Source organism: Brachybacterium zhongshanense (genome assembly GCF_055385755.1).
Genome location: NZ_AP043790.1, coordinates 2746566 through 2767928, shown reverse-complemented (window position 1 = coordinate 2767928; position 21363 = coordinate 2746566). Strand labels below are relative to the sequence as shown.

Annotated in this window: 19 protein-coding genes and 1 tRNA gene; 10 read left to right on the top strand and 10 right to left on the bottom strand. The window is 72.4% G+C overall.

All coding sequences use genetic code 11. From position 1 onward, the window contains the following. Positions 1-6 precede the first annotated feature (6 nt). The 6 genes from ACZ5AJ_RS12380 to ACZ5AJ_RS12355 all read left to right on the top strand — a co-directional run bounded on the left by ACZ5AJ_RS12380 (position 7) and on the right by ACZ5AJ_RS12355 (position 5843). Positions 7-1281 carry an ABC transporter substrate-binding protein gene (locus tag ACZ5AJ_RS12380; RefSeq protein WP_464135186.1) on the top strand — a complete coding sequence of 425 codons (1275 nt, stop codon included), beginning with the start codon at positions 7-9 and terminating at the stop codon, positions 1279-1281. A gap of 77 nt (positions 1282-1358) precedes the next feature. Next, a complete protein-coding gene (locus ACZ5AJ_RS12375; protein WP_464135184.1) occupies positions 1359-2381 on the top strand; it encodes a carbohydrate ABC transporter permease in 1023 nt (340 codons plus the stop codon). An 11-nt stretch (positions 2382-2392) separates the two neighbouring features. Then, a complete protein-coding gene (locus ACZ5AJ_RS12370; protein ID WP_464135181.1) occupies positions 2393-3301 on the top strand; it encodes a carbohydrate ABC transporter permease in 909 nt (302 codons plus the stop codon). Positions 3302-3421: 120 nt separating this feature from the next. Next, positions 3422-4462, top strand: coding sequence for a LacI family DNA-binding transcriptional regulator (locus ACZ5AJ_RS12365; RefSeq protein WP_464135178.1), 1041 nt, complete (start codon positions 3422-3424; stop codon positions 4460-4462). Between the two features lie 244 nt (positions 4463-4706). Further along, positions 4707-5693, top strand: coding sequence for a universal stress protein (locus ACZ5AJ_RS12360; protein WP_464135175.1), 987 nt, complete (start codon positions 4707-4709; stop codon positions 5691-5693). 62 nt (positions 5694-5755) lie between these two features. Continuing rightward, a tRNA-Ser gene (locus ACZ5AJ_RS12355) sits at positions 5756-5843 on the top strand. A gap of 571 nt (positions 5844-6414) precedes the next feature. On the opposite strand, the gene ACZ5AJ_RS12350 is transcribed toward ACZ5AJ_RS12355, so the two are convergent. Beyond that, positions 6415-6687, bottom strand: a complete 273-nt coding sequence (locus ACZ5AJ_RS12350) for an HPr family phosphocarrier protein (RefSeq protein WP_464135173.1) — start codon at positions 6685-6687, stop codon at positions 6415-6417. Between the two features lie 598 nt (positions 6688-7285). Between ACZ5AJ_RS12350 and ACZ5AJ_RS12345 the strand changes: the two genes are divergently transcribed. After that, a complete protein-coding gene (locus ACZ5AJ_RS12345; protein WP_464135168.1) occupies positions 7286-8122 on the top strand; it encodes a TetR/AcrR family transcriptional regulator in 837 nt (278 codons plus the stop codon). A gap of 181 nt (positions 8123-8303) precedes the next feature. Here ACZ5AJ_RS12345 and ACZ5AJ_RS12340 read toward each other — a convergent pair whose 3' ends face one another. The 4 genes from ACZ5AJ_RS12340 to ACZ5AJ_RS12325 all read right to left on the bottom strand — a co-directional run bounded on the left by ACZ5AJ_RS12340 (position 8304) and on the right by ACZ5AJ_RS12325 (position 11940). Further along, positions 8304-9719 (bottom strand): M20/M25/M40 family metallo-hydrolase, encoded by a 1416-nt coding sequence (locus tag ACZ5AJ_RS12340; protein WP_464135165.1) that lies wholly within the window; start codon positions 9717-9719, stop codon positions 8304-8306. Between the two features lie 173 nt (positions 9720-9892). Next, positions 9893-10384, bottom strand: a complete 492-nt coding sequence (gene dps, locus ACZ5AJ_RS12335; protein WP_464135163.1) for a DNA starvation/stationary phase protection protein Dps — start codon at positions 10382-10384, stop codon at positions 9893-9895. Positions 10385-10549: 165 nt separating this feature from the next. Next, positions 10550-11029, bottom strand: a complete 480-nt coding sequence (locus tag ACZ5AJ_RS12330) for a SufE family protein (protein WP_464135161.1) — start codon at positions 11027-11029, stop codon at positions 10550-10552. Further along, a complete protein-coding gene (locus ACZ5AJ_RS12325) occupies positions 11026-11940 on the bottom strand; it encodes a sulfurtransferase (protein ID WP_464135158.1) in 915 nt (304 codons plus the stop codon). Before ACZ5AJ_RS12325 ends, ACZ5AJ_RS12330 begins: the two co-directional genes overlap by 4 nt. A 249-nt stretch (positions 11941-12189) precedes the next feature. Here ACZ5AJ_RS12325 and ACZ5AJ_RS12320 point away from each other — a divergent pair, with 249 nt between their 5' ends. Further along, positions 12190-13410: an alkaline phosphatase family protein gene (locus ACZ5AJ_RS12320; RefSeq protein WP_464135155.1), complete on the top strand. Its 1221-nt coding sequence runs from the start codon at positions 12190-12192 to the stop codon at positions 13408-13410. On the opposite strand, the gene ACZ5AJ_RS12315 is transcribed toward ACZ5AJ_RS12320, so the two are convergent. Genes ACZ5AJ_RS12315 through ACZ5AJ_RS12305 form a run of 3 tightly spaced genes read right to left on the bottom strand, consistent with a single transcriptional unit; the run spans position 13398 to position 16308 of the window. Continuing rightward, positions 13398-14456: an asparaginase gene (locus ACZ5AJ_RS12315; RefSeq protein WP_464135152.1), complete on the bottom strand. Its 1059-nt coding sequence runs from the start codon at positions 14454-14456 to the stop codon at positions 13398-13400. The genes ACZ5AJ_RS12320 and ACZ5AJ_RS12315 overlap by 13 nt on opposite strands. After that, a complete protein-coding gene (locus ACZ5AJ_RS12310; RefSeq protein WP_464135147.1) occupies positions 14453-15088 on the bottom strand; it encodes an SRPBCC domain-containing protein in 636 nt (211 codons plus the stop codon). The genes ACZ5AJ_RS12315 and ACZ5AJ_RS12310 overlap by 4 nt, the downstream gene beginning before the upstream one ends. Beyond that, positions 15088-16308, bottom strand: a complete 1221-nt coding sequence (locus tag ACZ5AJ_RS12305; protein ID WP_464135145.1) for a methyltransferase domain-containing protein — start codon at positions 16306-16308, stop codon at positions 15088-15090. The genes ACZ5AJ_RS12310 and ACZ5AJ_RS12305 overlap by 1 nt, the downstream gene beginning before the upstream one ends. A gap of 78 nt (positions 16309-16386) precedes the next feature. Between ACZ5AJ_RS12305 and ACZ5AJ_RS12300 the strand changes: the two genes are divergently transcribed. Together ACZ5AJ_RS12300 and ACZ5AJ_RS12295 are read left to right on the top strand one after the other, a co-directional pair. Beyond that, positions 16387-17049: a GOLPH3/VPS74 family protein gene (locus ACZ5AJ_RS12300; RefSeq protein WP_464135143.1), complete on the top strand. Its 663-nt coding sequence runs from the start codon at positions 16387-16389 to the stop codon at positions 17047-17049. Between the two features lie 95 nt (positions 17050-17144). Beyond that, entirely contained in the window at positions 17145-17441 is a 297-nt protein-coding gene (locus ACZ5AJ_RS12295) for a hypothetical protein (RefSeq protein WP_464135139.1), read from the top strand. 75 nt (positions 17442-17516) lie between these two features. Here ACZ5AJ_RS12295 and ACZ5AJ_RS12290 read toward each other — a convergent pair whose 3' ends face one another. Together ACZ5AJ_RS12290 and hrpB are read right to left on the bottom strand one after the other, a co-directional pair. Continuing rightward, positions 17517-18566, bottom strand: coding sequence for an arsenic resistance protein (locus ACZ5AJ_RS12290; RefSeq protein WP_464138765.1), 1050 nt, complete (start codon positions 18564-18566; stop codon positions 17517-17519). Beyond that, positions 18563-21358 (bottom strand): ATP-dependent helicase HrpB, encoded by a 2796-nt coding sequence (gene hrpB, locus ACZ5AJ_RS12285; protein ID WP_464135135.1) that lies wholly within the window; start codon positions 21356-21358, stop codon positions 18563-18565. The genes ACZ5AJ_RS12290 and hrpB overlap by 4 nt, the downstream gene beginning before the upstream one ends. Positions 21359-21363: the final 5 nt, after the last annotated feature.

Genomic DNA, 21363 nt, shown 5'->3' with positions numbered 1-21363 from the left:
TTCACCATGAAGGTCACCCGCAGGACAGCACTCTCCGCCGGCGCGGCAGGCGCCGCCGTCGCAGCGACCGCCGGGCTCTCCGCCTGCGGCTCGGAATCGAGCTCCGGCTCGGGCGACGGCGGCACGGTCGAGCTGACCGTCGGCACCTTCAACGAGTTCGGCTACGAGGACCTCCTGCCGCAGTACGAGGAGCTCACCGGCATCAAGGTCACCCAGAAGAAGGCCGCCAGCGCCGACGAGGCCCGGGCCAACCTCATGGCAGGGCTCGCCGCCGGGTCGGGGCTGTCCGACGTCGAGGGCATCGAGGTCGGCTGGTGGGCCGAGCTGCTGCAGTACTCCGACGTCTTCGAGGACCTCACCTCGGACGAGGTCGCCGGACGCTGGCTGGAGTGGAAGTCGGAGGCCGCGACCGTCGACGGGAAGCTCATCGGCTACGGCACCGACATCGGCCCCGAGGCCATCGCCTACCGTGCCGACCTGTTCGAGAAGGGCGGACTGCCCACCGACCGCACGGAGGTCGCCGAGCAGCTCACCGGCGACTGGCAGAACTACTTCGAGATCGGCCGCGAGTTCGTCAAGGCCACCGGCATCCCGTGGTTCGACGGCGCCGGAGGCACCTACAACGGCATGGTCCAGCAGCTGGCGAACCCCTACGAGGAGTCCGACGGCACACCGATCCCGCTCGGGGACAACGCCGACGTCAAGGCCATCTACGACCTGCTCGTCGAGTACAAGGACATCTCCGCGGGCTTCAAGCAGTGGGAGGAGGACTGGACCGCCTCGTTCCAGAACGACGGCTTCGCCAACATGCTGTGCCCGCCGTGGATGACGGGCCCGCTGGCCGGCAACGCCGACGGGGTCGAGGGCTGGGACATCGCCGACGTCTTCCCCGGCGGGGGCGGCAACTGGGGCGGCTCCTACCTGTCGGTGCCCTCGCAGGGGAAGAACATCGAGGAGGCGAAGAAGCTGGCCGCCTGGCTGACCGCTCCCGAGCAGCAGATCCAGGCCTTCAAGGCCCAGGGCACCTTCCCCAGCCAGGTCGAGGCGCTCCAGAGCGACGAGCTGCTGTCCTCCACCAACGAGTTCTTCAACGATGCGCCGGTCGGCGAGATCTTCTCCGCCCGGGCCACCGCCATCGAGGCCCAGCCCTTCGTCGGGCCGAACTTCTACGTCATCAACACCGTGGTCGCCGATGCGATCACCCGCTGGGACGTGGACGGCGACGATCCCGATGCGTCCTGGGAGCAGGCCCTCGCCGCCTACGACGAGCTCGGCATCTGATCCGGGCGGCCGACGGACCCCGCCCCGTGCGCAGGGTCCGTCGGCCCCGGGCCGACCCCGTTCGACGCGAAAGGACGATGGTGACCACCACGATGCGATCCCCCCGGACCTCGGGCCCGAGCCCGACATCCGGCTCCGCCGGTCGGGGCCGGCGCTCCGGCCGACGGCGCCCTCCGGCGCCCTGGCGCATGAGGCTCTCGCGGGCCGATGCCCGGTTCAGCCCCTACCTCTTCATCAGCCCCTTCTTCCTGCTGTTCATCATCACGGGGCTGTTCCCGATCCTCTACACCTCCTTCGTCTCCCTGCACGACTGGGACCTGATCCGCGGGCAGGGCGAGTTCCTCGGCCTGCAGAACTACACGGAGGTGCTCGGCTCGGCGAGCTTCTACAAGGCGCTGCGCAACACCTTCTCGATCTTCCTGCTCAGCTCGGTGCCGCAGGTGATCGCCGCGATCCTCATCGCCTACGTCCTCGATGCGAACCTGCGCGCGAAGACCTTCTGGCGCATGGGCGTGCTGGTCCCGTACATCGTCGCGCCGGTCGCGGTCTCGCTGATCTTCAGCAAGATCTTCGCCGACGAGTCCGGGCTGGTGAACATGCTGCTGACCGACATCGGCCTGCCCGCGATCGGCTGGCACAGCGACGCCCTGGCCTCGCACGTCGCGATCGCGACCATGGTCAACTTCCGGTGGACCGGCTACAACGCCCTGATCTTCCTCGCCGCCATGCAGGCGATCCCGCGGGAGGTCTACGAGGCCGCGATCATCGACGGCACCGATCGCATGGCCCGCTTCTGGCACGTGACCGTGCCGATGCTGCGCCCCACCATCATCTTCGTCGTGATCACCTCGACCATCGGCGGCCTGCAGATCTTCGACGAGCCGCGGATGTTCGACACGGGCGGCCAGGGCGGCGCCTCGCGCCAGTGGATGACCCTGACCATGTACCTCTATGAGCTGGGCTGGGGCCCGCAGCTCGACTTCGGCAAGGCCTCCGCCGTGGCCTGGCTGCTGTTCCTGATCATCCTGCTCATCGGCGTCGTCAACTTCCTCATCACCCGTCGGATCGCCTCCAGCGGCTCCGGCCGGGGCGAGCGGTAAGGAGCCCCCGCATGCAGTCCACTGCCGCCATCGAGCAGTTCGCCGGGAAGGGAGCGGCCCGTGCCGCGCGCCGCCGCCTCAAGGGCGGGGGAGGCGTGGAGGCCCGACCCCGCTGGTGGAACTACGCCCTGCTGGGCGCCGTCGTCCTCGTCTTCGTCGCGCCCCTCTACTACGCGCTGCTGCTGGCCTCGTCGGACGCCGGCAGCATCGCCCGCAGCCCGCTGCCGTCGCTGATCCCCCAGGGGAACCTCCTGCACAACCTGCAGAAGGTGGTCACCTCGGACATCGACTTCTGGCGGGCGCTCGGGAACTCCGTGATCGTCTCCGCGATCACCTCCGCCTCGGTCGTCTTCTTCGCGACCCTCGCGGGGTTCTCCTTCTCCAAGCTCCGCTTCCGCGGCCGACGGGCCCTGCTGATGTTCGTCATCGCCACGATGGCCGTGCCCGTGCAGCTCGGCGTGATCCCGCTGTTCATCGTCATGACGAAGCTGAACTGGGTGGGAACCCTCCAGGCGGTCATCGTCCCGGACCTGGTCACGGCCTTCGGAGTGTTCTGGATGACCCAGTACCTCGAGGACGCCCTGCCCTTCGAGCTCATCGAGGCGGCCCGCGTCGACGGGTGCAGCATGCTGCGCACCTACTGGCACGTGGCGCTGCCGGCGTCCAAGGGCGCGGGCGCGATGCTGTTCCTGTTCACGTTCGTCGGATCGTGGACGAACTTCTTCTGGCCCTTCATCGTCCTGCGCGGTGACAGCCTGACCCTCCCGGTGGCGCTGCAGCAGCTGCAGGCCGCCTACTTCAAGGACTACTCGCTGATCATGGCCGGCGTGGTGGTCTCGGTGATCCCTCTGCTGCTGCTGTTCATCGTCGTCGGCCGACAGCTGGTCCACGGGATCATGCAGGGCGCCGTCAAGGGCTGACCGCGTGCGGGCGGGCGCGAGCGGACCGCAGGACGGATCGCAGACGCATCGCTCCACGGCGCACGGCATCATGGGGCGACCGCACTCGGTGCCGAGGCGGCGCCGGGAAGGAGGACGCAGGTGGGAGCAGAGCAGGAGCAGGGCATCGTCGCCCGGGAGACCGGCCGCGGACCCACCCTCGAGGACGTCGCGCGGGCATCGGGCGTCTCGCGGGCGACGGCCTCGAGGGTCGTGCGAGGCGATGTCAACGTCAGCCCCGACAAGATCGCCCTGGTCGAGCAGGCCGTCGCAGCGCTCGGCTACGTGCCCAACGTCGCCGCCCGCAGTCTCGCCTCGCGACAGACCGGCGCGGTAGCGCTCGTCGTCCCCGAGCCCGAGGAGCGCGTGTTCGCCGACCCCTTCCTCGGCAGCGCGGTCGCCGGCGTCGCCGCGGCGCTGACCGCCGCGCAGAAGCAGCTCATGCTGCTCATGAGCAGCGGACGCGCCGAGGACGACCGGCTGCGGACCTTCCTGCGCGGGGGCCACGCCGACGGACTGGTGGTCATGTCCCATCACGAGGGCGACATCGCCCAGCAGCTCGCCGCCGACGCCAAGGTGCCGGTCGTCTTCATCGGACGCCCCTCCGGGGGTCGCCACGTGCCCTATGCCGACCTCGACAACCTCACCGGCGGGCGCATGGCGGCGCGGCGCCTGATCGACCGCGGCTGCCGACGGATCGCGATCATCTGCGGTCCGCAGGACATGCCTGCCGCCCTCGACCGGCGCATCGGCTTCGAGAAGGAGCTGGCCGACGCGGGACTGGCGCCGACGGCGCTGCGCTTCGGCGACTTCACGATCGCCTCGGGGGAGCGCGAGACCGCGGCGATGCTCCGCGAGGGGCTCCCCGTCGACGGCATCTTCGCCAGCAGCGACCTCATGGCGCTCGGCGCCATGAAGAAGCTCGAGGCCGAGGGACTGCGCGTCCCCGAGGACGTCGCCATCGTCGGCTTCGACGACATCGTCTCCGCCTCCGACGACACCATCGCACTGACCACGATCGTCAACCCCGGCCGGGAGCTCGCGCGCCGGGCGACCGAGCTGCTGGTGGACCTCATCCACGGTCGGGACGTCGAGCAGGCCATCACCCTCGCTCCTGAGCTGACGGTCCGCCGCACGGCCTGACCCGGTCGTCGGCCGTGCTGCCTGACGCGGTCGTCGCCCGCCGTGTTGCCTGACGCGGTCGCCCGCCGTGTTGCCTGACGCGGTCGCCCGCCGTGCTGCCTCACGCTGTCCTCAGCCGCACCGTCCGACCTGCCGGTGGCCGAACCGTCGGTCCCTGGTCGGACCCCAGTTCCGGGCGTACGCTGGAAGCGCGCCAGACACCGGGGTCCACGTTCCCCGGGAGAGCGTTCGGGAGGTGCTGATCATGGCCATCGACTGCTCGGGCGAGATCGTGGTGGGGCACGACGACTCGGCCGCCTCGACGGAGGCCGTGCGCTGGGCGGCATCGCTGGCCGCGGCGCTCGGCAGGCCCCTGCGCATCGTCCACGCCTGGACCTGGCCCCTGTTCAGCTACGGCTTCGGGCAGGTCGACATGTTCGACGCCGGCGCCGCACCGCGCAACCATGCTCTGCATCTGCTGGACCAGGCCGTCGAGATCGCCCAGCGCGCCGTCGACGGCACGGAGGGCAGAGCGGGCACGGACGGCCGGGGCGATACGGACGGCGGAGCGGGTGCGGACGGCCGGGGCGGCACGGGGGCCGGGGGCGGTACGGGAGATGGGGCCGGCGGGGGTGGCTCATCGATCGAGATCTTCTCCGATCTGCTGCCCGGTGCGGCCCGCGAGGTCCTCGGGGAGGTCTCCGAGAGCGCAGAGCTGCTGGTCGTCGGGACTCGCGGGCTCGGTGGCGTCCTGGGCATGCTGCTCGGCTCGGTCAGCCGCGGCCTCCTGCACGACGCCGGATGCCCTGTGGCGATCATCCGCTCCGACCAGTACGTCGGAGGACCGGTGCTCGCGGCATGCGACGGATCCGAGGCGGGCCGGGAGGCCATCGACCTGGCCGCCGATCTCGCCGACCTGTGGGACGACGAGCTGCGGATCCTGCATGTGGTGCCCGCCGGCGACCCGCCGACGGAGGAGGAGATGGCCCGCGCACGCTCCCTGCTGCGCGAAGCGGGGGAGCGTGCTCGTGCCGGCCACGACACCCTGACCGTCACCGAGGAGCTCATGACCGCGCCCAGCGTGCCCGGGGCGCTCCTCGATGCGGCGACCGGTGCTCGTCTGCTCGTGCTCGGCCACCGCGGCATCAGCCACGACCGCTTCGGATCGACGGCGCACGCAGCCGTCGTGCACGCGACCGGCAATGTCGTGATCGTGCGGCCCCGCCACGGGTCCGCGGCCACCAGGGCGTGACGTGGGTCGCCTTGTCGGCCGCGGGTTTGTCCGCGTGTGCGGACATCGGTACGATAGTCGGCGGTAGCGTGTCCGAGCGGCCGAAGGTGCATCACTCGAAATGATGTGTACGGTAACCCCGTACCGCGGGTTCAAATCCCGCCGCTACCGCTCTTGACCTGAGCGAGTGCTCAGATCCACGAAGGCCCCCGCTGCGGCGGGGGCCTTCGTCATGGAGCAGTGTCCGTCTACCGCCGCTTGAACGCCGTTTGAACGGCGGTAGACGGACACTGCCCGCTGGCGGCGCTGGGGGTTCTGGCGGCGCTGGGGGTTCTGGCGGCGCTGGGGGTTCTGGCGGCGCTGGGGGTTCTGGCGGCGCTGGGGGTTCTGGCGGCGCTAGGGGTTCTGGCGGCGCTGGGGGTTCTGGGGGTGCCGGCGGGCTCGTGGTGGCGTTCTCTCGGAAGACGTCCGACGTCGGGGGAGGGGCATCGGGTATGCCTCCAGGGGGTGTTCGCCGACCCATCACCCCAGGTCAGGCGCGGGAATCATGCATCTCTGCGCGCGCGATCCGGCCTACGTCTCGGGAAGGCCAGCCGCGTTCCCGGTTCGGCGCCCCGCGTTCCTGGTCAGACACTCCGCGTCACCGATTCGGCACTCCGCGTCCTCGGTCCGGTACTCCGCGTCCCCGGTTCAGTGCTCCTGGTGGTCCTGGTGGTCCTGGTGCTCCTGGGTCCCCGGGTGCTCAGTACTCCTCGTCGAGGTTGCGCTCGAGCAGGGCGGCCAGAGCGGCCACCGACTCCTCGGCGCCGTCTCCCTCGGCTCGCAGGACGACCTCGTCGCCGTGGTCGGCTCCCAGCGTCAGCAGCATCAGGATGCTCTTGGCCAGGACGGGATCCGACCCGGCCTTCTCGATCATGACCTCGGCGGGCTGTTCCGTCGCGGCCTGGGCGAAGATCGCCGCGGGGCGGGCGTGGAGTCCGCTGGTGCTCGCGATCGTCACTGTTCGCTCTGCCATCTCTGCAGCGCCTTTCTGTTCCGGGAACCTGAACCAGAGTAGCGGGAGAAGCCGGGAAGGTCCGATCCCGGTCGTCGGCGGACATCCGATGTCGTGAGCCGTCGTCAGTCATCGTCGGCTGTTGTCGGCCGTCGTCGGTCTTCGTCGGTCTTCGTCGGCCGTTGTCAGCCGTCATCAGCTGTCGTCAGCCGTCGTCGGTCGTCGTCGGCCGTTGTCAGCCGTCGTCGTCGGGCGATCTCGGCGGTCGTCATCCGATGGCTCAAGAGATGGACACCTGACCACAAAGTCTGGTCGAAAGCGGCCTTGCGTGCTACCTTCGTGCCCGTTCGTCAGGGACTGAGGCGGTCCGTCGACGGCCCCGCACAGCACTGCATCGCGGAGGCGTCGGGTGCAGACCGTCGGGCACGCCGTCCGGCTGCGTCGCGGGACGGCGCTCCTATGCGAGCGGCCGCGCGGTCGGGCCGGACGGCGGAGCGGCTACGCCGAGCCGCCCGGAGCAGTCCGGTGCACACCGGCATATTCGGCACCGTGACGGGCCTGCGCATCTCGCGCGTCACGTCGAGCCCACGTCCCCCCGAGCGCCGCTTACGATGGGCGGATGACCTCCGATGACCGCGGTGATCGTGCACCGGATCCCCGCCCCGCCCGCACCCGCGCGGCCGTCTATGAGGCAGCCCGGTCGCTCAACGCCGAGGGCGCTGAGGTCACGGTCAACTCGCTGACCCGCCGAGCAGGCATCAGTCGCGCTGCGTTCTACAGCCACTTCAGCGGGCTCGACGATCTCGTCGGCGCGATGATCGGCGCTCTCGTCGCCGACATCCGGGAGGGGACCCGTGCGCTCGCGGCCGAGGGAAGCAGCATGCACCGGGTCGTCCAGTTCTCGGCGACGTCGACCGCGCGTGACGTGGTCAGGCATCGGACCTTCCTGCGCGGGACGCTGCACTGGAAGTTCTCCCATCGCCCGTACCTCGTGCTCGTCGAGCGCTGTGCCGACCTCTTCGAGTCCGCCTTCGACGTGCTCGGCGAGGAGGTTCCCGGCTGGCTGCCGCGGCGAGAGACCGCGACGTACATGGCCGGCGGGTTCCTGCAGGTGCTGATCGGATGGCTCTCCTCGCCCCCGGAGGGACTCGATCGGCAGGATGCCCCCGAGGGATCGGCCGAGGGATCGGCAGACGCACCAGCCGACGGACCAGTCGGCGGACCAGCCGGCGGATCGGTCGCCGGGATGACCGCCGACGAGCTCGCCGCCGCACAGGAGCTCGCCGAGACGCTCCTGCGGGTCATGCCCGAGTGGTACACGGGGATCGCGCCGGGTGAGCCGATCCCCGAGCACATCCTCCGCATCGAGAGCCCGCCCTCAGGATCGCCCGACCCCGACCCTTCTGACACTGGCCCCGGCCATCGCGCGAGGGGAGAGGGGCTGGACGGCGCCTGACGCGCGACCGCATGGACGGGGCGGTCCGCTCCGACGTCGGCCGACCACCGTGTCAGCTCTCCGTCAGCTCGCCAGCCCGTCGGTCCGACAGCCCGACAGCCCGACAGCCCGACAGCCCGACAGTCCGGCAGCCCGGGCCCTTCGACCCCTCGACCTCTTCGGCCCGTGAGCCCGTGGGTCGTCAGCAGGTCGCGACGAGGCGCAGCAGAACCCGCGCGCCGAAACGGACCGCGTCCACCGGAACCCGCTCGTCGACCCCGTGGAACAGTGGCGCGAAGTCGAGGTCCGCGGGCAGGCGCAGCGGCGCGAAGCCGTAGCCGGCGATGCCGATCAGGCTCAGCGACTTGTTGTCGGTCCCGGCGCTCAGGCAGTAGGGCAGGATGTGAGACCCCGGGTCCTCGACCTGGATCGCTGCGGTCATCGCGTCGATCAGCGCGCCCTCGCGCGGAGCGTCCGTGGAGACGCCGATGTGGTCGACGATCACCTCCACGTGCTCACCGACGAGCTCGTCCAGCAGCGCCAGCAGCTGCTCCTGATGCCCGGGCAGGAAGCGGCAGTCGATACCCGCCTCCGCGGTCTGCGGGATGACGTTGACCTTGTATCCGGACTTCAGCATCGTCAGGTTCGCGGAGTCCCGCAGGGTGCCTGCGACGAACTGCCGCGCACCGCCCAGCAGCGGAAGGAAGCTCTCGACATCCTCCTCGTCCCAGCCGGTGCCGGTGATCTCGGTGACGCCGTCGAACAGCGCGCGCACGCTCGCCACGCACTCCTGCCCGAACTCATGCTCGTCGATCGCGGCGATCGCCCGGGCCAGGCGCACGATCGCATTCTCGTCATTGGGCACCGAACCGTGTCCTGCACGGCCGTGAGCCCGCAGGCGCCCCCAGATCAGCCCCTTCTCCGCGGTCTGCAGGAGATAGGCGCGCACGTCCTTCCCGGTGCCCTCCTCGGGCAGCGTGATCGAGTATCCGCCGACCTCGCTGATCGCCTCCGTGAATCCGTCGAACAGCTCGGGATGGTTCTGCACCAGCCACTGCGCTCCCCACACGCCGCCGTTCTCCTCGTCGGCGAAGAAGGCGAACATCAGGTCGCGCGGCGGCCGCTGGCCGGTGCGCGCCAGGTGCCGGGCGAGAGCCAGCATCATCCCGACCATGTCCTTCATGTCCACGGCGCCGCGCCCGAAGATCATGCCGTCGCGGATCTCCGCGGCGAAGGGGTCGACCGACCAGTCCTCGGCCTTCGCCGGGACCACGTCCAGATGGCCGTGGATGATCAGGCCGCCGCGGCGAGCGGACCCGTCGGACCCATCGGAGTTGTCGGACCCATCGGACCCGTCGGACCCGTCGGCGCCGACGGCGGGGATGGTCACGAGGACGCTCGTGCGCGTGGGCGCCGAGTCGATCGTCCTCGGCTCGAGACCGACCTCGCGCAGACGATCGACGACGTACGCCGCGGCCTCCGCCTCACCGCGCCCCCATGAGGCCGGATCGTTCCCGCCGAAGTTGGTCGTGTCGATGCGGATGAGCTCGCGCGTGAAGCGGACCGCCTCGTCCTGCAGGAGCTCGAGCTGCTCGGCGGTGGGATCGGAGATCGGCATTCCAGGGGGCTCCTCGGGGACGACGGATCGGGGACGACGGACGCGCGACGGCCGACGGGCGGCGGGCACGGACGCAGGGCGGGCATGGACGCAGGGCGGGCACCGAACACGGTACCCGCCCTGCTGAGGGGCGCCCTGCGCGATGTCCTGCGACGGGACGCCCTGCGGGAGGATCAGCCCTCGGCGCCCTCGAGGTGCGCGCGGATGAACCACTGGAACAGCTCCAGCTCGCGGGTCTCCCCGATGAGCATGTCCTCCGTCATCGGATCGAGCTCGCCGGCCAGGGTGATGGCCTTGCGGTTGGAGGCGATGACGCCGTCGTACACCTCGTTCAGCGCCGCCAGATGCTCCTGGGTGCTGGCCTTGCCCAGCGCATAGTCGCTCCAGCCGCGCTCTGCGACCAGGCGCCCCGGCGTGCCGACGGGGGAGGCGCCCAGCTGCGCGATGCGCTCGGCGATCTCGTCGGAGAATCCGCGCACCAGCGTCACCTGCGGGTCGATCATCTCGTGGACGGCGATGAACTGCGGACCGGTCACGTTCCAGTGCGCATGCTTGAGGGTGAGGTGGAGGTCGTTCATCGCGTGCAGACGATCCTGCAGGGCCTCCACCAGCCGCAGCGAGTCCTCCGTGCCGAGGCCGGGAACGGTGTAAGCGAGGTCAGCCATGTCATCTCCTCTGAGAAGGGTCGTGCGGCCGTCGCCGAGAGAGCCTCTCCTGGGGCGGAGGACCCTCGGCAGGGTGCACTCGAGGAGTGCGCCCGAGGCGGCCACCGGACTTCTCACGCTACCGCCCGTCGGCGGCGACCACCAGGGGCGGAGGTCCGGGGCGGCTCAGGCTCCTGCGACCCCTGCCTTGGCGGCGAGCTGCCGCTTGATGCGGGCGAGCATGCCGGCCATGCCGTTCAGGCGCAGCGGGCTGACCACCTCCGCGAGCCCCAGCTCGTGCGTGACCTGCTCAGGGGTGTCCAGCACCTCGCCGACGCTGCGGCCGTCGAGGGCCTCGGCGAGGATCGAGGCGAAGCCGCGGGTGGTGGGCGCCTCCGGCGGGGCCGAGAAGAACAGGCGCGCCGTGGCCGCGCGGCCGGTGCCCTCGACCTCGGTGATCAGGAAGATCGGCGACTGGCACTCCGGGACCGGCTCCAGCAGCTCGGGATGCTCGGCGTAGCGCTCGGGCAGCTCGGGCAGGCCGTCGGAGAACTCCAGCAGCAGCTGCAGACGTTCGCGCCCGGTGAGGGCATGGAAGTCGTCGGCGATCTCCTGGAAGGCCTCGGGCAGGGCGGCGTCGGGACCGGTCGCGGCGGCGGAGGTCATCGGGCGGGCACCTCGCCGGGCTCGGAGCCGACGGCGATCGGCAGGCGCACGGCATTGCCCCATTCGGTCCAGGAGCCGTCGTAGTTGCGCACGTCCTCGAAGCCCAGGAGGTACCGCAGCACGAACCAGGTGTGCGAGGAGCGCTCGCCGATGCGGCAGTAGGCGATCACCGGGGCGTCGCCGTCGAAGCCGAGCTCGTCCTGGTAGATCCCCGCGAGCTCGGCGCGCGGACGGAAGCGGCCGTCCTCGGCGGCGGCTCGGGCCCACGGCACCGACCTCGCCGTGGGGATGTGGCCGCCGCGGACCGTGCCCTCCTGCGGGTAGTCGGGCATGTGGGTGCGCTCACCGGTGTACTCCTGGGGGGAGCGCACGTCGACGAGCTGCCCGCCCAGGAAGCCCAGGACGTCCTCGCGGTAGGCGCGGATGGGGGCGTCCTCGCGCTCGACCACGGGGTAGCCGGTGGTCGCGGCGGGGATGCCGTCGTCGGAGGTCGTGAGCTCGCGGCCCTCGGCCTGCCAGGCGGAGCGGCCGCCGTCGAGCAGACGGACATCGGGGTGGCCGAACAGCTCGAACACCCACAGGGCGTAGGCGGCCCACCAGTTCGACTTGTCGCCGTAGATCACGACGGTCGTGTCGCGGGAGATGCCGGAGGCGTCCATGAGCTTCGCGAAGCCGGCGCCGTCGACGTAGTCGCGCGTGACGGGGTCGTTGAGGTCGAGGTGCCAGTCGATCTTCACGGCACCGGGGATGTGGCCGGTCTCGTACAGCAGGACGTCCTCGTCGGATTCGACGACGACCAGGCCGTCGGTGTCGCCGGAGGCGAGCCGGTCGGCCAGCCACTGCGTGGTCACCAGCTTCTCGGGGTGGGCGTACTCCTGCAGGGAGGGGGCGGGATCAGCATGGACGGGCACGATCGCACCTTTCGATCACTGGACTGGACTCGGTCCAGTCTGTCACTCCGGCTCGCATAACGGGACCTTGGGGCGGGCATTGTGACCGCGGATGTGATCGGGCAGGCGCGACGGGCCCCGGTCCTCCGGTGACAATGCTGGTCCGACGTGTTCGGGCACGGTTCATCTGCGCGACGTCGGACCGTGGCACGGGGGACCTAGCGTGAGCGCGTCCGCCTCGGCACCGCGCCCTCCCCTCGGGAGCCCGCCATGACCCAGCCCTCGTCGCCCTCGTCCTCGACCCCGCACCGCCTGGTCGTCCTCTCGGTCGACGGGATGAGCGTCGCCGACGTCCCCGTCGCCCGCACGCTCCCCGGCTTCGGCCGGGTGCTCGCAGGGGCGTGGGGGAGCGCCGAGGCGATCTACCCGACCGTCACGTACCCCAACCACACCTCCCAGATCACGGGCCGCTTCGCCGCGGGGCACGGGATCTACGCCAACGAGCCGGTGCAGCCCGGCGTCCGGCGCCCCGACTGGTTCTGGGACGCCCGTGCGATCACCGGTCCCACCCTCTTCGACCTCGCCGCTGAGCAGGGCCTGGTCAGCGCCGCCGTCTGCTGGCCGGTGACCGGATGGTCGACGTCGATCGACATCGCGGTCCCAGAGGTCTGGGATCCCGACGGTCTCCCGCAGACCCTCGACGTGCTGCGCGACGCGTCCTCCGATCGGGGGCGGGCCGACGTCGACTCCGCCCGTCATGCCACCGGCCGCTTCAGCCACGAGGTGCGCGGGGCCTTCCAGGCCGTCGACCGAGGGATCTCCGAGATCCTCGCCGCGCTCGAGGAGGCCGGGCTCATGGGGAGCACCGACGTCGCGATCGTCTCCGACCACGGGCACGTGGAGGTCGGACGCTGCTTCCGCCCCAACGTCCTGCTCGTCGAGGAGGGCCTCGTGCACCTCGACGAGAGCGGCGAGGTCGCCGCCTGGGACGCCTGGGTCCACGGATGCGGGCTCACCGGCCAGCTGCACCTCAGCCCCCTCGCCGACGACGCCGCCCGCTCGCGGGTCCTCGCCCTCGTCGAGCGCTGGGTCGCCGATCCCGAGGTCCCCGTCGACGCCTTCCACGCCCTCGACGACATGTTCGAGGACTACGGCTATCTCGGCCCCTTCCTCGGCATCCTCGAGGGCACCAGCGGCACCGACATGCAGAACCTCTGGGAAGGGCGGGCGCAGTACGGCCGGCTCGACGCCGACTACGGCTTCCTCCTGAGCCAGCACGGGCACCTCCCCGAGCAGGACATCCAGGCGGTCTTCGCCATGTGCGGCCCCGACATCGCCGAGGGAGTGCGCTTCACCCGCTGCACCGTCCCCGACGAGGCCGTCACCTTCGCCCGGCTGCTGGGCCTGGAGCTGCCTGCGGCCGACGGCGCCGTGGTCGAGGAGATGCTGCGCACCCCGATCGGTGCGGCCCGGAAGCCTCAGAAGCCGTAGCCGGCGAACTCCTCCCGGATGCGCTCGGCGTCCGCGCCGTCGGCCAGCAGCGCCTGCAGCAGCAGGCGCGCCTTGGGCGCTGGCAGGGCCCCGGCCATGACCGCGCCGTTCGCGATCAGATCGACCTCGCTGCCGGGGTAGTCGTAATGGCGGGTGGAGGTCCCGCCGCTCGCGACGCGGGTCGCGATCACGACCGGTGCCCCGGCATCCACCAGCGCGCGCACCCGCGGAACGGTCGACGCCGGCACGTGCCCCATGCCCGCGCCGGCGATCACGAGGCCGTCGAGGCTCCCGGCGGGGAGGCCGTCGAGGAGGGCGAGCTCCTCGCCGACGCCGGTCATCAGCATCGGCACGCGCGGCATGCGGATCGGCAGGTCCCCGCCGAGGAGGGCGCGCCGTCGCAGCGGCCGGTAGAGCAGCTGCACGTCCTCCTCGTCGACCAGGCCGACCGGCCCCGACGGCTCGGAGGCGAAGGCGTCGACGGAGCGGGAGGAGGTCTTCCCGACCCGGTCGGCGAGATGCACGAGCGCGTCGAACACCGCGAGCACGCCGAGCCCTCGTGCCGTGGGCGCGGCCGCCGTGCGCACGGCATCGCGGAGGTTCGCCGGACCGTCGGCGCCGGGCGCGTTCGCCGGTCGCATCGCCCCGGTCAGCACGAGCGGCGCCTCCCGGTCCCAGTACCGGTTCAGCAGGAAGGCCGACTCCTCGAGAGTGTCGGTGCCGTGGGTGAGGACCGCCCCGGCGGCGCTCGCGTCGACGGCCGCGCGGGCCTGCTCGAGGGCGGCCGACAGATGCTCGGGGAGGATCGAGGGGGAGCCGACGTTCGCGATCTCCCGATGCTCGACCTCGGCGCCGTCGACGAGGGTACGGGCGAGGGAGGCGCCGGCGTCGTCGTCGGGCGCGGCCCGCAGGCCCGTCTCGTCCTGCCTCATGAAGATCGTGCCGCCGGTGGACAGCAGGAGCACCTTCGCGCGCGGGGCGCCGAGATCGGGACGCAGGTCGGGGCCGACATCGGGGCGGTGGTCGGTCGGGTGGTCGGGGGTCATGCCGAGGGGGAGTCCTCTCCGAGGTAGAAGGCGATCGTGCGCGCGGCCCGGGCGCGGGCGTCGTCGGGATCCGCACCGGCGGCGATGTGGGCGTCGGCCCAGGCGGCGCCCGTATCGCGGGTGAACTGCGCGGCCTCCGATGAGGTCGCCCAGCCGGCGAGGGCCTGCTGCTGGTCGACCTCCGGCTCGGCCAGGTGCCGCGCGAGGGCGTACAGGGCGCCCTCCCAGCCGCAGCCGGTCGCCGCGGGCCCGTAGGTCAGCCAGTGCTCGTCGTGCGGGACGTGATGCAGCATCGTCAGGCGAGTCCGATCCCGCTGCCGCCCCAGCAGCACCTCGACCTCGCTGCCGGGCTGCCCCGGGGTCTCCCAGGTCAGCAGCAGACGCAGCGGGTGGTCCGCGCGGACGATCCGCCCGCCCACGCCCATCGGCGGCAGCTCGAAGCGCCCGCCCTCGCGGAGAGTGCCCGTCGGGCGCAGGAACCAGTTCTCCAGCCGGTCGGGGTCGGTCAGCGCCGACCACACCTCGACCGTCAGCGCGGGCAGCTCCTGGTCGAGGGCGACGATGCTCCCGCCGGCCTCGGCGAGGACGCGCCGACGGACGTCTCGCAGCTGGGATGCGGTGCTCGGGGTCATCACGGCTCCTGTCGGGTCGCGGGCTCCTGAGGGGCGGGGGAGTCGAGGCGCCGCAGGCGGACGATCACCTCAGCATGCTCGGTGTGCGGGAACATGTCGACATAGGCGCCCCGCACGATCCGCAGCGACGGCATCGCCTCCAGGTCGCTCGCGAGGGTCGCCGGATTGCAGCTGGAGTAGACCACGTCGCGGATCCCGGAACCCTCCAGCCAGGAGGCCAGACGCTCGCCGATCCCCCGACGCGGAGGGTTCACGACGACGGCGTCCGGCGCTCCGAGCGGACCGTCGGCCGCCTCGCGCACGGCCCAGGAGGTCGCGTCGTCGGCGAGGAAGTCCGGAGCCGAGCCGGGGGCGAGCTCGCCCGCCGCCTCCATCGCCGCGGCCGCCTCGCGAGCACCGTCGATCGCCTGCGAGGACACCTCCACGCCCGTGACCCGGGCCGAGGGCACCGCGCGGGCGATGTGCAGGGCGAAGCCGCCGAGCCCGCAGTACAGGTCCCACACCCGCCGCGGCGCGATCTCGGCGACCCAGGCGGCGGCCCTCCGGTACAGCTCCCCGGCGACGACCGTGTCGGTCTGCAGGAAGGACTGCGGACGGGCCCGCAGGGTCGCATCACCGGTGCGGATGGCGATCGAGTCCGCACCGGCCAGCGGGATCTCCTGCTCGCCCTCGACGCGCGTGGTGTGATCGGGATGCAGGTTCGCGCTGACCGCGACGATCGAGGGATGCGCCTCCAGCAGACGAGGCAGATGCTCGCGGATCCGGCCCAGCGCCCGCTCGCTGCGCAGCACCAGACGAACCACGTGCTCACCGTCGGGCGAAGCCGTGACCAGGACGTTCTTGAGCTCTCCGCGTCGACGGGCGACGTCGTACGGGGGCACCTGGGCACGGCGCACGAGCGCCTTGACCCCCTCGAGGACCTCCTCGACGCCCTCCGGGTAGAGCGGGCAGTCGCTGAGGTCCGCGGTGCTCGGCTGGCCCGGCAGGCCGAGGATCGGTGCCTGCGCCGTGCCCGCGACCGCCATCTTGCCTCGCGCCCGGAAGCCGGCCTCGGGGCCGACGATCGGCGCATCCCACACGGACCCGGGCAGGTCCTGCGCGACGAAGGGGTCGAGCAGCGCTTCGACGCGGGCTCGCCCCTCGACCACCTGGCGGTCGTGGGGGATCGGCAGGAGGGTGCAGGAGCGGCACTCCCCGGCGTCGAAATGATGGCACTGCACCCGGTGATTCTACGGGCGGTGCGCGACCGGATCCCCAGGTCCCGTGCGCAGGCTCAGGAGCTGGTCCACACTGGAGGCATGAGCTCGACGACGACCATCCCCGGGGAGCTGTTCCTCCTGCTCACGAACGATGCCGGTCGCCAGAGCCCCACGCAGCACCGTCGGCTCGCGCTCGCCGCCGCGGCGATCACCGAGCTGGTGCTGCGCGAGCGCATCGGCCTCGACGACGCCCGCAGCCCCCGCATCGCGATCCTCGATCCCACGCCGACGGGGGAGCCGGACCTGGATGCGGCACTCGAGGGCCTCGCCCGGATCCGAGCCCCGCGGCTGCGCGGCGCTATCTCCTCGCGGCACCTGGACATCACCGAGACGGTCGGGGACGCGCTCGCGGAGGCGGGCGCCGTGCACCGCAGGGACGGCTGGCTGCTGACCTCCTGGCCCGCGGCCGACGACCGGATCGAGGCGCAACTGCGTGCTCGGCTCGGCCGGGCGGTCTCCGCACCCGAGAGCGCGAGCGTCCAGGACGTCGTCCTGCTGGAGCTGCTCGTCTCCCAGCGGGTCGCCCACCGGGTCCTGAAGGCCGAGACCGGCGGGATGAGTCGCCGCGAGCTCGAGCGGATCGTCGGCGAGTTCCGCTTCGCGGACCCGGCGGCGAGGGCGCTGCGCGGGGTCATCGATGCGACCTCGGCGGCGCTGATCGCCGCGACCGCCGCGGCCGGCGGCGTCGCGATGGGCGGGTAGGCGGTGCGGGGAACCTTCATTGTGACCCCATATGTATACATGTTTGTGGACCTGTTCGGGTTCACATCTGTGGTCCCGAGGCGTAAGGTGCTGCCATGACTCCCACGATCCCGATCCACAGCTCGCGCGAGGCGCGCGAGTCCCTCGGCGATACTCTCTCCCGCTTCCGTGCAGAGGGGGAGAGTGCTGAGCCCCTGCTCTTCGGGAGCCACCGGCGCGCCGAGGCGGCAGTGATCCCCTACTCCCTGTACGAGCGTCTTGAGAGCCTGCTCGAGGATCAGCAGCTCGGGAAGATCGCTGAGCAGCGCATCCGGAATGAGGCTCCGATCTCCGGGGCTGACGCGGCGCGGGCTCTCGGGATCGACCTCTCCGAGCTGGACGAGTCCGAGTGAGCCTGCCTTACAGGGTCCTGCCATCGTTCATCGATGACGCCAATGCTCTGCCTCGAGCAGTGAGGGTGGCGGCGCTCAGCTCCTGAGGGGGACCAGCCTCGGCAGCGCCGTCACGAGCACCACCATCGCCAGCAGCTCGACGAGGGTCTGCGTGACCACCGCGAGCGGCGCGAGCGCCATCGACGCGGGCAGTGCGAGCGCGATCGGCAGCACCACCAGGGAGTTGCGGATGCAGGCCGACATCATGAGCGCCCGGGTCGCGGGCACGTCCAGTCGGGTGAGCCGGGCGACGAGCCGACCGGCTGCGAGGGCCAGCACCACGAACGCGACGTAGATCGGGACGAGCCGCGCGAGCGGACCGATGCTGCCGCCGACCGCGGCGATCTGCGAGCCGATCACCACCGCCAGCGTCGCCATCATGAGCGGCACCATCGCTGCGGCCATCACGATCTCGACCGTCCGTGCCGCCCGCGCCGCTCGTCCCACCCGCGCCGCTCGCCCCGCCCGCTGTGTCTGCTCTGTCTGCCCGGTCTGCCCGGACCGGACTCCCCGCGTCACGGGCCGGCCCCGGCGGGCGAGAGCCTGCACGATCCCCGCGGCGAGGAGCGGCAGGGCGATCAGCTCCGTGAACGCCCGGATGAAGGGGCCGACGGACAGCGCCGAGAGCACCTCCGGGCCGGCGAGCAGCGCGAGCAGCGGTGGCAGCGCCAGGATCTGCAGCAGCATCAGCAGGGGTGCCGCAGCCAGCAGCCGGGCGCGGTCCCCGCCGGCGAGACCGGTGAACACGATGACGTAGTCGACGCACGGAGCCAGCAGCACCAGCAGCGCGCCGATCAGGAGCGCCGGATCGTCGGCGACGAACCGGGTGAGGATCGCGGCGATCACCGGCACGAGGACGAAGTCCGCGACCAGCAGGGCGAGCAGGAAGCGCAGGTCCCGCAGCGCACGCCGCACCTCGAGCAGCGGGACGCCCAGGAACGTCGCGAACAGCAGCAGGGCGAGCACCGGCGTGATCGCCGCTTCGAGCGCGGGGGCCAGCGCGGGCAGAGCGAGGCCGACGACGGCGCCCAGGGCGATCGCCGCGAGATACAGCGCGATCTGGTGGCGCTCCCAGGCCGCGATCACCGGCGGCCGCCCCGACCCGTGCCCCGGTCCGAGCCCGCGCGAGTGGTGCGCGCGGTCGCGGGCGCGGTCCACGGGTCCTCGGGCCAGGGATGCTTGGGGTAGCGTCCGCGCATCTCCTTGCGGACCTGCTGGTAGGGGCCGTCCCAGAAGGAGCGCAGGTCGTCGGTGACGGCGAGCGGCCGACGGGCGGGGGAGAGCAGATGGAAGAGCACCGGCACCCGTCCGTCGACCAGGCGGGGCGTGTCCGCGAGCCCGAACAGCTCCTGCAGCTTCACGGCGACCACGGGACGTCCTGCAGGGTCCTCCGGGTCCGGGTAGTCGATGCGGGCTGTGCCGCCCGACGGGACGGCGAGGCGCTCGGGCGCGAGCTCGTCGAGCCGCGCCGCCTCCGGCCACGGCAGCAGGCTGCGCAGCGCCGAGGCCGTGTCGATGCTCTCCAGACGGGCCGCGGTCCTCGTGGAGCGGCCCGTCAGCTGCGGCGCGAGCCAGTCCTCGAGGTTCGCCAGCAGCGACTCCTCGTCGACGGCGGGCCAGGGGTCGCCGAGCTCGCGACGGATCAGCGCGAGCCGTCCGCGGAGGCTCCGCGCGGTCTCGCCGCGACTGCCCCCGCTTCCGCCGCGGCTGCCTCCGCCGTCGGCCGGACCGAGCCCGAGCGCACCCAGACCCTCGGCGCGCACGTGGGCGAGGATCGCGGGGACGGCGTCCTCGGCGGTCGCGGCGACGGGCGTGGAGGCCAGCTCGATGGCGCCGAGCGCACGACGGCGCCGCACCCGCACCGCACCCTCCTCGAGGGTCGCGGAGCGCTCGTCGGCGAGCAGCGCCGCCCCGATCGACAGCGCCTGCTCCTCGCGGAGCGGCGCGGCCGCGCGGATGACCGCGCCGGTGCCGCCGGCCGCACGCCCCTGCGCCCGCTGCACCTCCCACACCGCCAGCCACTCGTGGCCGAGCAGCGCGCTGCTCTCGGGCACTGCGGCGCGGGTGCCGGAGGCGAGGAGGTAGGAGCGGGAGCCTGCACCGGTGCGGCGGGCGATCCGCTCGGGACGGCCCAGGGCGAGGACCGCGCCCGCCTGCCCGTCGGCATCGGCCGGACGTGCAGGGCTCTCGGCCCGACCCGCAGGGACGGCGCCGGTGTCCCGCGCGATCCGTTCGAGACGGTCCGCCTCGCGGGCCCAGCGGGAGGCCGACGGATGGCTCCGCGAGCGCAGCCGTCGCAGGAGGCCGCCGACGTCGGCGCCGTCGGGCCGCAGGTCGTCGGAGACCGCGGCGACGATCTCCGCCGCGGTGCGCGCCCCGACGATCCTGGCGCCGTCCTCGAGGGCGCGCGCCTCCCGCACGCCCACGGGCATCCGGGCGACACGGCGTCCGGCGTCCGTCGCCCGGCCCTCGTCGTCGACGAGCGCGAGCGCCCGCAGGGTCCCCTCCGCCGCGGCGATCTCCCCGGCCGGCGGCGGCGTCAGCAGGGCGAGGCCGGCGCCGCGCGGCGTGCCCCAGCAGGCCAGCTGGAGCGCGGCGTCGGTGAGGTCGGCGGTCGTGATCTCGGGAGCGGACTGCGCGGGCATCCCGGCCATCTCCGCCTCCGAGAACGCACGGACCGCACGGCCGGGGCCCAGGCGGGCGGCGCGACCGGCTCGCTGGTCGATCGCGGCCCGGGACGCGCTCACCGTGACCAGACCGCTCATGTCGCGACCGCGGTCGCGACGCACCTCACGGGCGAGACCCGCATCGATCACGAGGTGCACGCCGGGGACCGTCAGGGAGCTCTCCGCGATCGATGTCGACACGACGATCCGCGCGGGCTCACCGGGCCGTCGGCCGGAGGTCGCCCGATCCTGCTCGGCGGCGGACAGGCGCCCGTGCAGCGGCAGCGCCTCGACGTCGGAGCCCAGCAGAGACCGGATCCGGGCGACGGTCTCGTCGACCTCGCGGGCGCCGGGGACGAACACGAGCGCGTCGCAGTCCTCCTCGGCCCGGGCCCGGACGGCAGTCCGGGCGAGGTGGTCGAGCAGGTCCCGGGTCACTCCGCGCTCGTCGAGGCGCGGGGCCGGGGCGGGGGCGTGGTCGATCCGCAGCGGATGGAGAGCGGAGGGGACGTCGACGATCGGTGCGGTGCCGGTCCCGGTGCCGTCGGATCCGCCGCCGAGCAGGCCCGCCACGGCCTGCGCGTCGAGGGTCGCAGACATGGCCACGACCAGCAGGTCCTCCCGCAGCTGGCGGACCTCCGCAAGCATCCCGAGCAGCAGATCGGTGTCCAGGGAGCGCTCATGGACCTCGTCGAGGACGACGGCGGAGACGCCGTCGAGCTCGGGGTCGGCGAGCAGGCGCCGCATGAGCACCCCGGGGGTCAGCATCTGCAGGCGGGTCTCGGGCCCGACCTGCCGCTGCCCGCGGACCGTGAACCCGACGGGCCCGCCGAGGGCGCTGCCGTCGAGCGCAGCGATGCGTCGGGCCGCGGCGCGCACCGCCACCCGACGGGGCTGCGTGACGAGCGTGGTGGCGGGACGGGCGCCGGGGCCGGATCCGGCCGCGCGATCTGCGGCCCGGTCGAGGACGAGGTTCGCGACCAGCGGCGGCACGACGGTGGTCTTGCCGGTGCCGGGCGGGGCGGTGATCACCGCGGCGCCGGTGCGGATCGCGGCGGCGATCTCGTCGACCGAGGCGGTGACGGGCAGGCCCGCACCGATCGCGGCGAGGTCGAAGCGGTGGGGCCCGGGGGAGGCACCGGGTCGGGCATCGCCGGGCCGGGCGGCACCGGAGCCGTGCGAGGTGCGGGAGCCGTGCAGGGCGCGGGGCATGCGGA